Annotated in this window: 16 protein-coding genes; 5 read left to right on the forward strand and 11 right to left on the reverse strand. The window is 70.6% G+C overall.

Annotated elements, in window-relative coordinates:
* Positions 1-272: 272 nt before the first annotated feature.
* Positions 273-905 (reverse strand): pyridoxine/pyridoxamine 5'-phosphate oxidase, encoded by a 633-nt coding sequence (locus BLU02_RS02670; protein ID WP_083370871.1) that lies wholly within the window; start codon positions 903-905, stop codon positions 273-275.
* Positions 906-927: 22 nt separating this feature from the next.
* A complete protein-coding gene (locus BLU02_RS02675) occupies positions 928-2526 on the reverse strand; it encodes an ABC-F family ATP-binding cassette domain-containing protein (RefSeq protein ID WP_060921888.1) in 1599 nt (532 codons plus the stop codon).
* A 166-nt stretch (positions 2527-2692) separates the two neighbouring features.
* Between BLU02_RS02675 and BLU02_RS02680 the strand changes: the two genes are divergently transcribed.
* From BLU02_RS02680 to BLU02_RS02695, 4 genes are all read left to right on the forward strand, one after another.
* Positions 2693-3310, forward strand: coding sequence for a DedA family protein (locus tag BLU02_RS02680; protein WP_060921889.1), 618 nt, complete (start codon positions 2693-2695; stop codon positions 3308-3310).
* A gap of 5 nt (positions 3311-3315) precedes the next feature.
* The gene (locus BLU02_RS02685; protein WP_060921890.1) at positions 3316-4584 is read left to right on the forward strand and encodes a sensor histidine kinase; all 1269 of its coding nucleotides are present in this window, start codon (positions 3316-3318) and stop codon (positions 4582-4584) included.
* Positions 4581-5252: a response regulator gene (locus BLU02_RS02690; RefSeq protein WP_060921891.1), complete on the forward strand. Its 672-nt coding sequence runs from the start codon at positions 4581-4583 to the stop codon at positions 5250-5252. The genes BLU02_RS02685 and BLU02_RS02690 overlap by 4 nt, the downstream gene beginning before the upstream one ends.
* A 95-nt stretch (positions 5253-5347) precedes the next feature.
* Positions 5348-6658 (forward strand): acyltransferase family protein, encoded by a 1311-nt coding sequence (locus BLU02_RS02695; RefSeq protein ID WP_060921892.1) that lies wholly within the window; start codon positions 5348-5350, stop codon positions 6656-6658.
* 3 nt (positions 6659-6661) lie between these two features.
* On the opposite strand, the gene BLU02_RS02700 is transcribed toward BLU02_RS02695, so the two are convergent.
* Both BLU02_RS02700 and BLU02_RS02705 read right to left on the reverse strand, forming a co-directional pair.
* Positions 6662-7255, reverse strand: coding sequence for a CbiQ family ECF transporter T component (locus BLU02_RS02700; protein WP_060921893.1), 594 nt, complete (start codon positions 7253-7255; stop codon positions 6662-6664).
* Positions 7252-7965 carry an energy-coupling factor ABC transporter ATP-binding protein gene (locus BLU02_RS02705; protein WP_060921894.1) on the reverse strand — a complete coding sequence of 238 codons (714 nt, stop codon included), beginning with the start codon at positions 7963-7965 and terminating at the stop codon, positions 7252-7254. The genes BLU02_RS02700 and BLU02_RS02705 overlap by 4 nt, the downstream gene beginning before the upstream one ends.
* A 50-nt stretch (positions 7966-8015) precedes the next feature.
* On the opposite strand from BLU02_RS02705, the gene BLU02_RS02710 reads away from it, so the two are divergent.
* Complete coding sequence (locus tag BLU02_RS02710; RefSeq protein ID WP_060921895.1) at positions 8016-8600, forward strand: TetR family transcriptional regulator; 585 nt, start codon at positions 8016-8018, stop codon at positions 8598-8600.
* Here BLU02_RS02710 and BLU02_RS02715 read toward each other — a convergent pair.
* The 7 genes from BLU02_RS02715 to sufB all read right to left on the reverse strand — a co-directional run bounded on the left by BLU02_RS02715 (position 8563) and on the right by sufB (position 15238).
* On the reverse strand, positions 8563-9933 hold the full coding sequence (locus BLU02_RS02715; protein WP_060921896.1) for an MFS transporter: 1371 nt from the start codon (positions 9931-9933) through the stop codon (positions 8563-8565). The genes BLU02_RS02710 and BLU02_RS02715 overlap by 38 nt on opposite strands.
* The gene (locus BLU02_RS02720; protein WP_060921897.1) at positions 9930-11084 is read right to left on the reverse strand and encodes a MalY/PatB family protein; all 1155 of its coding nucleotides are present in this window, start codon (positions 11082-11084) and stop codon (positions 9930-9932) included. The genes BLU02_RS02715 and BLU02_RS02720 overlap by 4 nt, the downstream gene beginning before the upstream one ends.
* 93 nt (positions 11085-11177) lie before the next feature.
* Positions 11178-11507: a metal-sulfur cluster assembly factor gene (locus tag BLU02_RS02725; protein WP_017202280.1), complete on the reverse strand. Its 330-nt coding sequence runs from the start codon at positions 11505-11507 to the stop codon at positions 11178-11180.
* Between the two features lie 9 nt (positions 11508-11516).
* Positions 11517-12287 carry a Fe-S cluster assembly ATPase SufC gene (gene sufC, locus BLU02_RS02730; RefSeq protein ID WP_025103648.1) on the reverse strand — a complete coding sequence of 257 codons (771 nt, stop codon included), beginning with the start codon at positions 12285-12287 and terminating at the stop codon, positions 11517-11519.
* A 3-nt stretch (positions 12288-12290) separates the two neighbouring features.
* Positions 12291-12617, reverse strand: coding sequence for a non-heme iron oxygenase ferredoxin subunit (locus BLU02_RS02735; protein WP_060921898.1), 327 nt, complete (start codon positions 12615-12617; stop codon positions 12291-12293).
* On the reverse strand, positions 12614-13819 hold the full coding sequence (gene sufD, locus BLU02_RS02740; RefSeq protein ID WP_060921899.1) for a Fe-S cluster assembly protein SufD: 1206 nt from the start codon (positions 13817-13819) through the stop codon (positions 12614-12616). Before sufD ends, BLU02_RS02735 begins: the two co-directional genes overlap by 4 nt.
* Positions 13820-15238, reverse strand: coding sequence for a Fe-S cluster assembly protein SufB (gene sufB, locus BLU02_RS02745; RefSeq protein WP_025103651.1), 1419 nt, complete (start codon positions 15236-15238; stop codon positions 13820-13822).
* Positions 15239-15295: the final 57 nt, after the last annotated feature.

The raw sequence follows: 15295 nt of genomic DNA on the forward strand, positions 1-15295 counted from the left end.
AGATCGCTACAGTGTGCCACCCCGCCACTCTCCGTTCCACCCCCTCTCACCCCGGGTCTCACCCTCCCCTCCCTCCCCTCCGCCCGCCCTGCCGAGCTCAAAAAGTCCCCTCACCTCGAGCTCCCGTGACCGTTTTCCATCCCGCATCCGCGTGCGCCGCGGTTGCGGGATCAGAAACGGGCGTGCGGCAGCGCCGGGACGCCCGTTTTTGATCCCGCGCGGGACGACCGTGCGGGATCGGAAACGGGCCGCCCGCGTGGGGAAAGGGGGCGTCAACGCACCAGGGAGCCGGGGACGGCGGCGGAGGAAGGGGCGGGGGCGGAAACGGGGGCGGGGGCCGCGAGCTGCCAGCGGCCGTCGACACGACGGTAGACGATCCGGGTGTGGTTCCGGTCGGACGCCCCCTGCCAGAACTCGACCCGCGTCGGAACCACCCGCCACAGCACCCAGTCCCCCGGTTGCAAACCCCCGCGTGCGCTCTCGGAGCGGGCCGCGAGGTCGGCGTCGCTCTCGGTCGCCGACGCCTCCTCCACGGTTCCTCGGACTCGGACCGCGCGCCGCTGCGGCTGCCACCAGAGGTTCAGCGCCGCCGCCGGACGCGCACCGAGCTGCGCGGCCTTCCGGGAGGACCGGGCCCCGGCGAACGCCCAGCCGCGCGCGTCGACGTCCTTGAGGATCAGCGTGCGCGCGTCAGGGATGCCGTCGGCGTCCACCGTCGCCAGCGTCGCCGCGTGCGGTTCGGGGACGCCGGCCGCCGCCGCCTCGCGGAGCCACTCCCGGAAGAGCAGCACCGGATCGTCCGGAAGGTCGTCGAGGTGCAACGGCGGAGCCGTCCCGGTGAGGGTGGGCTGCGCGCGCAACCACGTCGCGAGTTCCGAGGGAGGAAGGATCGGGTGCGCCGCCATCCTCCGACTATGCCACGACCCGCTACGCGAGCTCGATGAGGTCCTGGTACTCCTGGCTCCAGATGTCCTCGACGCCGTCGGGCAGGATGAGGACCCGCTCGGGGTTCAGCGACTGCACCGCGCCGGGGTCGTGCGACACGAGCACCACCGCACCCTCGTAGTGGGCCAGCGCCCCGAGGATCTCCTCGCGCGAGGCCGGATCGAGGTTGTTCGTGGGCTCATCGAGCAGGAGGAGGTTCGCGGACGACACGACGAGCGTCGCCAGCGACAGCCGGGTCTTCTCGCCACCGGACAGCACACCCGCCGGCTTGAGGACGTCGTCGCCGGTGAACAGGAAGGAGCCGAGGACCTTGCGGGCCTCCGTCTCCGTGATGTGCGGAGCGGCCGACACCATGTTCTCCAGGACCGAGCGGCTGACGTCGAGGTTCTCGTGCTCCTGCGCGTAGTACCCGACCTTGAGGCCGTGTCCGGGCTCGAGCTGGCCGGTGTCCGGCTGGTCGACCCCCGCGAGCATGCGCAGCAGCGTCGTCTTGCCCGCACCGTTGAGACCGAGCACGACGACCTTGGAACCGCGGTCGATCGCGAGGTCGACGTCGGTGAAGATCTCCAGCGAGCCGTACGACTTCGACAGCCCGGAGGCCATGAGCGGGGTCTTGCCGCAGGGGGCGGGTTTCGGGAACCGCAGCTTCGCGACGCGGTCCTCCTGACGCACGTCCTCCAGCCCGGAGAGGAGCTTCTCGGCACGCGCGAGCATCTGGTGCGCTGCTGCCGCCTTCGACGCCTTCGCCCCGAAGCGCGCCGCCTGCTGCTGCAGCGTCGTCGCCTTCTTCTCGGCGTTGGCCCGCTCCTTCTTGCGACGCTCCTCGTCCGCAGCGCGCTGCCGCAGATAGTTCTTCCAGTTCATGTTGTAGATGTCGATGACCTGGCGGTTGGCGTCGAGGTAGAACACCCGGTTGACGGTCTCGCCCACGAGCTCGACATCGTGGCTGATGACGATCAGCCCGCCCTTGTAGTTCTTGAGGAACTCGCGCAGCCACACCACGCTGTCCGCGTCGAGGTGGTTGGTGGGCTCGTCGAGGATCATCGTCTGCGCGTCGGAGAAGAGGATGCGGGCGAGCTCGATGCGCCGGCGCTGGCCTCCGGAGAGGGTCGACAGCGGCTGGTCGAGGATGCGGTCCGGCAGCGAGAGGTTGTGCGCGATCGAGGCCGCCTCCGCCTCGGCCGCGTAGCCGCCCTGCGCCTCGAACTTCTCGGTGAGCGCGGCGTAGCGCTTCATCGCCTTGGCAGCGACCGCGGGGTCGTCGGACCCCATCGCGAGCGAGGCCTCCGTCATGCCGAGGTTGAGCTGGCCGAGGCCGCGGGCGTCGAGGATCCGGGTACGGGCGAGGTCTTCCGGATTGCCCGAACGGGGATCCTGCGGCAGGTAGCCGAGCTCGCCGGAACGGGTGACGGTGCCACCCGAGGGCAGCACGTCGCCGGCGAGCACCTTGGTGAGCGTCGTCTTGCCCGCACCGTTGCGTCCGACGAGGCCGATCTTGTCGCCATCGGACACACGGAACGAGACGTTCTCCATCAGCAGGCGCGCGCCAACGCGGATCTCGAGGTCGTGCACGGCAAGCACAGCGGACGTCCGTTCGTTCGGGAGGAGGTGATGGCCGAGCGGCCAGCCAACCAGTATATGCCGCCCTGCCTGTGGCGACGCCCGGCACGGATATCCCTCTCCAGGGTGACCGAGGCGATACCCCGGAGTGATGCTCCTCTCCCCACCCCCTGCTTACGGTGCCGGAGTGGACATCCTCAACGACCTCATCCTGCAGGCGATCGCCTCCCCCTGGCTGTACGCCGTGCTGTTCGCGGTGACCGTGATCGACGGGTTCTTCCCGCCGGTCCCGAGCGAGACGGTCCTCGTCGCCGCGGCGGCCGTCGCCGCGTCCACCGGCGACGGCGACATCGTGCTGCTGGGTGCCGTCGCCGCCCTGGGCGCCGCGATCGGCGACAACATCGCGTTCCTCATCGGGCGCCGACTGGGCACGACGCGGTTCGCCTGGATGCGGCGCCCCCGCGTCGCCGCCGCCTTCGCCTACGCGCAGCGTGCGCTGGACCGTCGCAGCGCCACGCTGATCCTGGGCGCCCGCTACATCCCGATCGGACGCGTCGCGGTGAACATGTCCGCCGGAGCGCTCGGATTCCCGTGGCGACGGTTCCTCCCGCTGAGCCTCATCGCCGGTGTGAGCTGGAGCGTGTTCAGTCTCGCGATCGGGCTGCTCGCGGGCGCGTGGCTGCACGACCAGCCCCTCCTCAGCGCCGCCATCGGCGTCGTCATCGCCCTGATCGTCGGCGTCGTCATCGACCGGATCGCGGCGCTCCGCCGACGCCGTACGCCGGTCGCGCACCTGGCAGGATGAGACGCATGGCACGCCGCCGAGAGCGCACCCCGCGCCCGCCACGGATCAGCCGTCGCACCGGCGCCCTCGTGGCGCTGACTGCGACGGTCGTCGTGCTGTACGCGCTCCTCGTCTCCCTTCAGACGGTGCTCTCCGGCACGCCGCTGCCCCTGCCCTTCCTGCTCGGCGCCGCCGTGTGCGGCGCTCCCCTCCTCGTCCCCTCCCGGCCGCGGACGGCGATCGTCGTCTTCGCCGCCGGCGCCTTCCTGCTGCCGCTCCTCGTCGAGCCGGCGCGCGCGATCCACTCCCCCTGGCCTTGGTCGGTACCGGCCCTCCTGTCCTTCGTCCTCCTCGTGGGCGTGATGTCCTTCGTGCAGGGAGCCCGCCTCGGAGGCCTCACCCTCGTGATCGGCGCACTGACCTCGCTGACGGCGCCGCTGCTGCGCCCGGACATGGTCGCGACGCCGGCGAGCTCCGGCAGCGCCACCGCCAATCTCATCGTGACGACCTCGGTCGCTGCCGCGATGCTGCTCATCGCCGTCCTCGTCGCCGGTCGTGTGCGTGTCGCGGCGGAGCTCACGAGGGAGAAGGAGCACAGCGCGCTGGAGGAATCCCGGCGCGCTCTCGTGGAGGAGCGCACCCGGATCGCCAGGGAGCTGCACGACGTCGTGGCGCACAGCATGTCGGTGATCCAGGTGCAGGCGTCGACCGCGCGCTACCGGATCGCGGACCTCGACGCCGAGGCCGCCGCCGAGTTCGACGACATCGCCGCCACCGCGCGCACGTCGCTCACCGAGATGCGGCGCATGCTGGGAGTGCTCCGCACCGAGGACCAGCACGCCGAGCTCGCACCGCAGCAGGGACTGGACGACGTCCCGGCCCTCGTCGACACGATCCGCCGGGCAGGGGTGGAGGTCGGCCTCGTGCTGGAGGGGATGGAAGCGGCCTCCGCAGCGGGACCCGGCGTGCAGATCGCCGCCTTCCGCATCGTGCAGGAGGCGCTGAGCAACGCCGTCCGCCACGCGCCCGGTGCCCGCGTCACCGTCCGGCTCCATGCCGACGCCGATGCCTTGCACATCCGTGTGCGCAACGCCGCACCGCCGCAGCCGACCGAGAGCCCCTCCGGCGGCTACGGCCTCCGGGGAATGCGTGAGCGCGCCGAGCTGCTCGGCGGGAGTCTCGCCGCCGGGCCGTCCGACGACGGCGGCTGGACCGTCGAGGCCACCCTGCCGCTGTCTGCAACGGCCGTACCGCCCACCCCGACCGCCTCGGCGGAAGACAAGGAGAACCCGTGACGATCAGCGTGCTCATCGCCGACGACCAGGCGATGGTCCGCGCCGGTTTCGCCGCCCTACTGGACGCGCACGAGGGGATCCGCGTGGCGGGCCAGGCGGCCGACGGCGCGGAGGCCGTGACGCTCGCCGCGCGGCTCGATCCCGACGTCATCCTCATGGACGTCCGCATGCCGGAGCTCGACGGCATCGAGGCCACCCGCCGCATCCTCGGTCCGTCGTACCCTGCCGCGCACGTGCCGCGGATCCTCATGCTCACCACCTTCGACATCGACGACTACGTCTACGACGCCCTCGCCGCTGGGGCCAGCGGGTTTCTCCTCAAAGACGCTCTGCCGGAGGAGCTCGTGCACGCCGTGCGCGTGGTGGCGGGCGGCGATGCGCTCCTCGCCCCCAGCGTGACCCGGCGCATGATCGAGCAGTTCGCCGGACGGCGGCCGGCCTCGCGGCGGTCGGCGACCGCCCTCGCCGAGCTCACCGACCGGGAGCGGGAGGTCCTCGTCCTCATCGGCAAGGGCCGGTCGAACACCGAGATCGCCGGCGACCTGTTCATCGCCGAGCAGACCGTGAAGACCCATGTCGGCAAGGTGCTCGCGAAGCTCGGTCTCCGCGACCGTGTGCACGCCGTCATCCTCGCGTACGACACCGGTCTGGTCGAGCCCTCCGCCTGAGTCACCCCTGCGTAGGGTCAGGACGGCACCACGGAGTGATGTCCCGTCCCCCACCGCCTCCATAGCCTCCGAGGACACCGTTCCCAGGAGGACTCATGGTCATCGCCGCGGCTCCACGCCTCAGCACCCCCGCCCCCGCCGTATCCGCCGCCACCGGCCACCGCGACACCGGAATCGACTTGGTGCGCGCGCTGTGCGTGCTCGGCGTCGTCCTGCTGCACGCGGTCATGGTCGGGGTCACCATGTCGGAGACCGGACCGGTGTTCGAGAACGCGAGCGACGGCACGAGCTGGATCGCGCCGCTGAGCTGGCTGCTGCAGGTGATGCCGCTCTTCTTCGTGATCGGAGGGTTCTCGGGGCTCCTCGCGTACCGCCGCCTCCGCGCCCGCGGCGGGAGCGCGACCGCCTTCGTGGCCGGTCGGGTGCACCGGCTCCTGCGCCCGGCCCTGTTCACGGTCGGCGCGGTCGGGGCCGCGCTCGCGGTGCTCACCGTCCTCGGCGTCGCACCGGATCTCATCGCCGTCGCGGGCTTCCGATACGGACAGCCCCTGTGGTTCCTCGGGGTCTTCCTGCTGTGTCAGGCGCTGCTCCCCGCGTTCGTCGCCCTGCACGAGCGCGCGCCCCTGCGCACGATCACCGTCCTCGCCACCGCGGCCGTGGCGGTCGATGTCCTGCGGGCCGTGACCGGGAACGACGCCGTGGGGTTCCTCAACCTCGCCTTCGTGTGGTTGACGATGCAGCAGCTCGGGTTCCTCCTCGCCGACGGCCGCGTGGACGCCCTTCGTCGCCGCACCCGCGCCGCGATCGGCATCGGCGCCCTCGGGGTGCTCGTCGTCCTGTTCCTCATCGGCGCGTACTCCCCCGACCTCATCGCCAACATCAACCCGCCCACGTGCGCCCTGCTGCTGGTCGGGCTGATCCACACGATCCTGTTCTCCCTGTACCGGGCGCACATCGGGCGCCTCAGTCTTCGCCGTCCGGTGGCCGCGTTCACCGCCTTCGTCACCCGGCGGACGATGACGATCTACCTCTGGCACATGCCGGTGCTGCTGTCGATGGCCGGAGCAACGGCCCTCGCCGCCCTCGTCGGCGGCGTGACCCTTCCCGCCCTCGACAGCGCGGAGTGGTGGGCCGCCCGCCCACTGTGGCTCCTGACGGCTGTCGTCCTCACCGCGATGGTCGCGATCCGCGTCGATCGGTTCGAGAATCACCCCTCGCCGGAGGCGACGGCGTCGCACCGCCGCCTGGCGCTGGCAACGGTGCTGGGTCTCGGCGGAGTGGTGCTCCTCCTGGTGCTCGGCACGACGGTCGCCACCGCGGCGCTCGCCGTCCTGCTGCTGGTCGCGGCGCTGCGGCTGGCGGGACACCCCGGCAGTGCCGTCCCCGGCACCGCCGTCCTGGCCTGACCTTCAGCCGACCCCGCGGGCGGCGAGGGCATCGCCGACCTGATCCGCGTGGCGCAGCGTCAGCACGAGCAGCGGCACCACGCCGCGCACGCCCAGGCGGACTCCTCGTGCGCGCTCCGCGTCCCGTACCCGCTGCGCGAGTCCGGCCACGACGGGAACCATGGTCAGCGTGAGCGATACCGCCATCGACACCGCCTCCGGATCGACCCCGACGCGCCGCAGCGGACGCAGGAGGCGCTGCAGCACGGCCAAGAGATCGGACATGCGCGTGGTCAGGGTGAGGAGGGCGGCGAGCAGCAGCAGCACGGCGACCCGCCCGGTGCTCACCCAGGCGGCGATGGGAGACACGAAGACGGCGAGGGCGATCGCGAGCACGAGCAGGACCGCACGCAGCCGCCACAGCTCCGTCACCGCGGCGGAGAGCGGCACCCCCGCGATCGGGTAGAGCGCGAGCACGGCCGTGAGGCAGACCGCGACGCTGAGCGGCCCGTGCGGGAACAGCGTCAACGCGAGCGCCGCGACGGCGAGCCCGGCGAGCTTCGGACCGGCCGGCACCCGATGCAGCAGTCCCGCACCGACCGGAGACGGCAGGATCATGCGCACAGCCGCCGGTAGCGTGCGATGACCGCCTCGGGCTCTCCCTGATCGACGACGCACCCGCCGTCGAACAGGACGGCGGTGTCGCAGCGGGCCGCGAGCTCGAGATCGTGGGTGACGATCAGCACCTGCGCCTCCTGCGACAGAAGGAGGTCTCCGATCCGCCGCGCGTTGCGCAGGTCGAGGAGTGTCGTCGGCTCGTCCGCCACGATCAGCGCCGGCTCGGCGAGGAGCACCGCGGCGAGGGCCAGCATCTGCTTCTGTCCTCCCGAGAGCGACGACGCCGGGATGTCGGCGTGGGCACCGAGACCGTGCCGCTCCAGGGTCTCCTGCACGCGGGCGGCGATCTCGTCACGGGGCCGCCCTCGGAGCGACAGCGCCAGATCCTCGGCCGGGGTCGGCATCAGGATCTGGGCATCCGGATCGGTGAAGACGAAGCCCACCCGACGGCGCACGGCGGTCCGCTCCCGGAGCGCGTCGAGGCCGTGGACGGTGACCGTTCCCGTGGTCGGCGTCATGAGGCCGTTCAGCAGCCGGGCGAACGTCGACTTCCCCGAGCCGTTCGCTCCGATCACGGCGATGCGCGGTGCGGTCAGCTCCAGCGTCACGTCGTCGAGGAGCACGCGGTCGTCGACGGTCACGCCCACGCCGTCGAGACGCAGCGTCCCCGGCTCCGCGATCGTCGTCGCGTCCCGCTCCCGCCAGCGCATGCATCCTCCTGAACACCGTTCACCTGAACGCCGTTCACTATAGTGGGGGCATGAGTCCCGAGACGAATCCCGCCCGTCACGATCGGGAGAGCGTCGCACGGACCGCCCTCGCCCTTCTCGACGAGGTGGGGCTGGCCGATCTCTCCATGCGCCGGATCGCGGCCCGGCTCGACGTGCAGCCGAGCGCTCTATACTGGCACGTCGCGAACAAGCAGGAGCTCCTCGCCGACCTCGCCGATCGGATCACGGCGACCGTCCCAGACGGAGCGGAGGGCGTCCTCGCGACCGCCCGCGCGCTCCGCGACGCCCTCTTCGCCTACCGGGACGGCGCCGAGCTCGTCCTCAGCACGTACGCGCTCCAGCTCGGCTCCGCGCATGCCCGCGACGCCCTGGTCGCCGCCCTCCACGCCGAGGGCGCCACTCACGCCGAGGATCGCGGGGCGGCGATCCTGCACTTCGTGCTCGGCCATGCCACCCTCGTCCAGCAGCGGATGCACGCCGACAGCCATGGCGCACTCCCGGCCTCCGGCGAGGTCGACGTCACCGCGGGCCTGGACCGGGTGTTCGACCTCGGCGTCCTCGCCCTGGCCGGCGAGCTCAGCGCACCGATGACTCCGCGGCGTGCCCGAGCCTGAGCCCGGGGATCACCGCGAGCAGCACCAGCCCGACACCGAGGACGAACACGACGGCGAACGCGTCCGCGCCGCCGCCGAGGGTGGCGACGGCGAGGCCCGCCAGTGCGATGGCGACCGCCGAACCCGTGGCATCCGAGATCGACAGCGCCGAGGAGTTGAATCCCTGGTTCGTCTCGTCCGAGTAGGCCAGCGTCAGCACGGTGAGCCGCGGATACAGCAGCCCCATGCCGCCCCCGGCGAACGCCCACCCGACGATCACGAAGACCGGGGAGGCATCGAACGCCGCTGCGGCCAGGACGCAGAGCATCGCCACGAGCAGTGCGCCGAGGCTGAGCGCCGTGATGCGGTGATTGCCGAGCCGCTCACCGTAGCGACCCTGCGCAGCCGACGCCCCGGCCCAGGCGAAGGCCGCGAGCATCAAGGCGACTCCCGCCCAGGTCGCGGAGAAGTCGAACTTCCGCATCAGCAGGTACGGGATGTAGGCCTCGGCGGCGAAGAACGCCCCGGCCGCCACACCGCGCATGAGCACGACGCTGGGGAGCCCGGCGCCGGCTCGGAGGGTCCGTCGTGGCAGGAGCGGCAGCACGACGACGCCGATCGCGAGCACAGCCCCCAGTGCCACCGGCCACCCGATCGCCGGATCGAGCTCGGCGGACAGCCCGATCACCACCGCGAGCACCGCCACGACGACGGCCAGCAGCAGACGGGTCACCAGCGCACGGCGGTCTTGCGGCTCCCCGCGGCCGAGATCGACACCCCGCAGTCGGATCGCGATCATCGAGAAGGCGATCGCGGTCAGGACCGCCACGCCGAGGAACGCCCAGCGCCAATCGAGGTACTCCGCCACCGCTCCGGCGAGGAAGGGCCCGATCATCGACGGCACCACCCAGGCGGCCGCGAACGCCGCGAACACCCGGCCGTGCAGATGCGGCGGATACAGCCGCGCGACCACGACGTACAGGGCCACCGTCTGCCCACCCGCGCCCAGCCCCTGCACCAGTCGTCCGATCAGGAACTGGGGCATCGTCGTCGCGAACCCGGAGATCAGCAGCCCCAGGATGAAGAGGGTGACGGCGGCGTACAGCGCGCCGCGCGGACCACGCGCGTCCGACCAGGACCCCGCCGCGACCATCCCGATCACGCTGGTCGCGAGCGTACCGGCGAAGGCGACGGCATACAGCGATTGGCCGTTCAGGGCATCGCTGACGATCGGCATGACCGTGGTCACCGCCAGGGCCTCGATCGCGGCGAGGAAGATCAGGGCGACAGCGCCCAGAGTCACCCAGACGCGGCTGCGGTCCCAGATCGTTGCCGTCGGCTCCGCCGCCGTCATCGCTCGACGAGCGCGGCGATGCGCTCGATCGCCTCGATGAGGATCTCGGGGCTCGTGCCGAAGTTGAGTCGCACGTGCCCGGCCCCCTCGTCGCCGAAGGCCGGGCCGAAGTGCAGCGCCACCTTCGCCTCACGGAGGATCTTCCGGGCGGGGTTGTCTCCCCAGCCGAGGGCGGAGAGGTCGATCCACGCGAGGTATCCCGCGTCCGGAAGGCGATAGCGGGCGGCGGGGAGGTGACGGGCGAGCAGGTCCTCGAGCAGGACGCGGTTCTCGTCGAGCGTGCGCAGGAGGCCGTCGAGCCACGCGTCGCTCTCCTCCGAGAACGCGGCGACGGCGGCGAGCAGACCGAACTGCCCCGTCCGCCACTCCACCTCGACGGGCAGGTCGCGCACGACCGCGGACGTCTCTTCTGCGGCGGTGACCATGAGCGCGCACTTCAGCCCCGCGAGGTTGAACGCCTTGCTCGCGCTGACGACGGCATAGCCCACCCGCGCCGCCGCGTCACTCGCGGCGAGGAACGGCGTGAAGCCCGTGCCCGGCTGGGTGAGCGGCGCATGGATCTCGTCGGAGACGATCGTCGCGCCGTACTCCTCGGCCAGTTCGGCCAGCGCGGACAGCGTCTCCCGATCGTGCACGGTGCCGGTCGGGTTGTGCGGGTTGCAGAGGAGCATGGCCGTCGCGCCGTCCTCGAAGGCGGCGCGGATCCCGTCGAGGTCGAGCTCCCAGCCGGTCCCCGTGTCGCGCAGCGGGACACGCTGCACCTCGGCACCGGCCTCGGCGACGAGGTCATAGAAGGGCGGGTAGACCGGCGGCGTGACGACGACGCGCTCCCCCGGCTGCGTGACGCGACGGAGGATCTCGACGATGCCCATGCTCACGTCCGCCGTGCTGCGCATCCGCGCCGGGTCGGGGCGCCAGCCGAAGCGGCGCTCCGCGAAACCCGCGTACGCCTCCGCCAGCGGCGTCCGCGAGGCGATGTACCCGGTGTCCCCGAGATCCAGCGCCCGCTGCAGTGCGGCGATGATCGCCGGGGCGAGCGGGAAGTCCATCTCCGCGACGAAGAGGGGCAGCACGTCTTCGGGATACTCCCGCCACTTCTCGCTGGTCCGCTCGCGCAGCTCCGACAGCGACAGGGCCTTCACCGACAGCATTCGTCCTCCGATTCTCTCCGCGCCGATGCGGAGACGTCGAAGCGGGCGTGCCCGGCACGCCCGCTTCGTCTGGTGGTCAGGTGACCGGAACGCTCAGATCGCGAAACCGAGCGCACGCATCATGTCGCGCCCGTCGTCCGTGATCCGCTCAGGCCCCCACGGCGGCATCCACACCCAGTTGATGCGGAAGCGGTCCACGACGTTGTCGAGGGCCTGCGCCGTCTGGTCTTCGAGGACGTCCGTGAGCGGGCAGCCCGCGCTGGTCAGCGTCATGTGGATGACGAGAGCGTCGTTCTCGTCATCCCAGGCGAGGTCGTAGATGAGTCCGAGGTCGACGACGTTGATCCCGAGCTCAGGATCCATCACGTCCTTGAGAGCCTCGGTGACCGCGTCGTACTTCTCGTCCGTCAGGGTCGCTGTCATGCGATCAGCCTACGCCTCGATGGGAGCGGAGGGGTCGAGGAACCGGTCGTAGCCCTCGTTCTCCAGGCGGTCGGCGAGCTCGGGGCCGCCCTCCTCGACGATCTTGCCCGCGACGACCACGTGCACGTAGTCGGGGCGGATGTAGCGGAGGATCCGGGTGTAGTGCGTGATGAGCAGCACACCGAGGCCGGTGGACTCCTTCGCGCGGTTGACACCCTCGGAGACGATCTTCAGCGCGTCCACGTCGAGGCCGGAGTCGGTCTCGTCGAGCACGGCGAACTTCGGCTTGAGCACCTCGAGCTGGAGGATCTCGTGGCGCTTCTTCTCGCCGCCCGAGAAGCCCTCGTTGACGTTGCGCTGCGCGAACTTGGGGTCCATGCGGAGGTTGGCCATGGACTCCTTGACGTCCTTGGTCCACTGCCGGATCGAGGGCGCCTCGCCGTCGAGCGCGGTCTTCGCGGTGCGCAGGAAGTTCGTCACGGTCACGCCGGGGATCTCGACCGGGTACTGCATGGCGAGGAACAGACCGGCGCGGGCACGCTCGTCGACGCTCATCGCCAGGACGTCCTCACCGTCGAAGGTGATGGAGCCGGAGGTGACCGTGTACTTCGGGTGGCCGGCGATCGTGTAGGCCAGGGTGGACTTGCCGGAGCCGTTGGGGCCCATGATGGCGTGGGTCTCACCGGTGTTCATGGTGAGGGTGATTCCGTTGAGGATCGGGGTGGTCCCCGCCTCGGTCTCGACCGTCACATGCAGGTCGCGGATCTCGAGAACAGACATTCTTCAGACTTCCTTCGTCACAGCGGGATCGATGAGCACGTCGTCGCCGTCGATCTCGACGACGTAGACCGGGACGGGCTCATATGCGGGGAGATTCTGGGGCTTGCCGGTGATCAGGGAGAACGCCGAGCCATGGGCCCAGCACTCCACCGTGTCACCTTCCACGAAGCCCTCGGACAGCGAGATGTCGCCGTGGGTGCAGGTGTCGCCGATGGCGTGGATGACGCCCTCGCCGTCCTTGATGACCGTGATCGGCACACCGTCCGGCTCGACGCGCAGCGGCATGTCCTGCTCCAGCTCGGAGACGCCGCAGACGCGCTGCGCGGTCACGCGTCCACCTCGGCGAGCTCGGCCTCGATGGCGGCCAGCAGCTCCGACTCCAGGTCGGGGATGTCGAGGCGCAGCACGATGTCGGTGAGGAAGCCGAGCACCACCAGTCGGCGGGCCTCGTCCTCCGGGATGCCGCGGGCCTGGAGATAGAAGAGCTGCTCGTCGTCGAAGCGGCCGGTGGCACTCGCGTGCCCGGCGCCGACGATGTCGCCCGTCTCGATCTCGAGGTTCGGGATGGAATCCGCGCGTGCGCCCTCCGTGAGCACCAGGTTGCGGTTGGCCTCGTAGGAGTCGGTGCCGGTGGCCTCCACCCCGATCAGCACGTCGCCGATCCACACGCTGTGGGCGCTCTCGCCCTGCAGCGCGCCCTTGTAGAGCACGTCGCCGGTCGTGTGCGGGCCCTTGTGGTGCAGGTACACCTGGCTCTCCAGGTGCTGACCGGAGTCGGCGTAGGACAGCCCGTAGAGGTAGCCCTCGGAGCCGGCACCGGCGAGCTCGACGCTCGGGTTCACGCGCACCACGCCGCCGCCGAAGCTCACGACGAAGTGCTTGAGGGTGGCATCGGCCGCGACCCGCACCTGGTGGGCGGCCGCGTGCACGGCGTCGTCGTCCCACTGCTGCACGGAGACGACGGTGAGCTTCGCTCCATCGCGGACGATGATCTCGACGTTCTGGGCGTACTGCGCCGAGCCCTTGTGCTGCAGCACCACCGTGGCGGCGCTGTGCTCGAGGGCCTCGATCACGATGTGGGCGTCCGCCCGGCGGTCGGCTCCGGTGCCCGTGAGCGACAGGAAGATCGGCGATGCGACCTCCTCCTCGCGCGGGATGCGGATGTGCAGGGCCTCGGAGGCGCCCTGCCACGCGACGGCCGCGGTGATGTCCTCGGCGAGGAAGACCTCGCCGCGCGGAGCGGTTCCCGCCGGGAGCGGCGCGGCGACGTACTGCTCGCCGGACGTGAAGGAGTACTGCACGCCCTCGTCGCCCTCGGCCGGGCGGAACAGCGGCGCGAGCGCGGCCACCGGCGTGTGCTTCCAGTTCACCTCGCGACCGGTCGGCGTGCCGAAGTCGTCCGGGTCGAACGAGTGCGGACGCTCGGAGCGGGTCTGCACTGGGACGAATCCGGCGTCCGCCACCTGGGCGGCCGGGTCGATGTGCGCGTTCGTGTGCTGCGCCTCGCTGGGCGCTGTCGTCGAGGCCGCCATTTAGCCGACCGATCCTTCCATGCCCATCTCGATGAGCTTGTTCAGTTCCATCGCGTACTCCATCGGCAGCTCGCGCGCGATCGGCTCGATGAAGCCGCGCACGATCATCGCCATCGCCTCGTCCTCGGGCATGCCACGGGACTGCAGGTAGAAGAGCTGCTCCTCGCTGACCTTGGAGACCGTGGCCTCGTGGCCGAGCTGCACGTCGTCGACACGGATGTCGATCGCCGGGTAGGTGTCGGAACGGGACTTCGTGTCGACGAGGAGGGCGTCGCAGCGGACGGTGTTCGCCGAGTGATGGGCGGCGGCGTCGACACGCACCTCGCCGCGGTAGCCGGCACGGCCACCGCCGCGGGCGATCGACTTCGAGACGATCGACGACTGCGTGTACGGCGCCATGTGGATCATCTTCGCGCCGGCGTCCTGGTGCTGACCGGGGCCGGCGAACGCGACGGAGAGGGTCTCGCCCTTGGCGTGCTCACCCATCAGGTAGATCGACGGGTACTTCATCGTCACCTTGGAGCCGATGTTGCCGTCGACCCACTCCATGGTCGCGCCCTCGTGTGCCACGGCGCGCTTGGTGACCAGGTTGTAGACGTTGTTCGACCAGTTCTGGATCGTCGTGTAGCGCACGCGGGCGTTCTTCTTCACGATGATCTCGACGACGGCCGAGTGCAGGGAGTCCGACTTGTAGATCGGGGCGGTGCAGCCCTCGATGTAGTGGACGTAGCTGTCCTCGTCGGCGATGATCAGGGTCCGCTCGAACTGGCCCATGTTCTCGGTGTTGATCCGGAAGTAGGCCTGCAGCGGGATCTCGACGTGCACGCCCTTGGGGACGTAGACGAACGAGCCGCCCGACCAGACGGCGGTGTTCAGCGCGGCGAACTTGTTGTCGCCCGCGGGGATGACGGTGCCGAAGTACTCCTCGAAGAACTCGGGGTGCTCGCGCAGGGCGGTGTCGGTGTCCATGAAGATGACGCCCTGGGCCTCCAGGTCCTCGCGGATCTGGTGGTACACGACCTCGGACTCGTACTGCGCGGCGACGCCGGCGACGAGACGCTGACGCTCGGCCTCGGGGATGCCCAGGCGCTCGTACGTCTCGCGGATCTCCTCGGGGAGGTCTTCCCAGCTCTGCGCCTGCTTCTCGGTGGAGCGGACGAAGTACTTGATGTTGTCGAAGTCGATGTCGCTGAGGTCGGCGCCCCAGGTCGGCATCGGCTTGCGGCCGAAGAGCTGATAGCCCTTGAGACGGGTCTTCAGCATCCATTCCGGCTCGTTCTTGAGGGCCGAGATCCCGCGGACGACCTCTTCCGAGATCCCGCGTTTCGCGACGGCACCCGCGGCATCCTCATCGTGCCAGCCGAATTCGTACACCCCCAGACCATCGAGCTCCGGGCGGTCGATCAGCACATCCGACATGCAACACTCTCCTCACAGGTCCCAAACGGTGTCATCCGCCCCGACACACCTGATCCC

The organism is Microbacterium paraoxydans (assembly GCF_900105335.1).
In the GTDB taxonomy this organism is placed as follows: Bacteria; Actinomycetota; Actinomycetes; order Actinomycetales; family Microbacteriaceae; genus Microbacterium; species Microbacterium paraoxydans.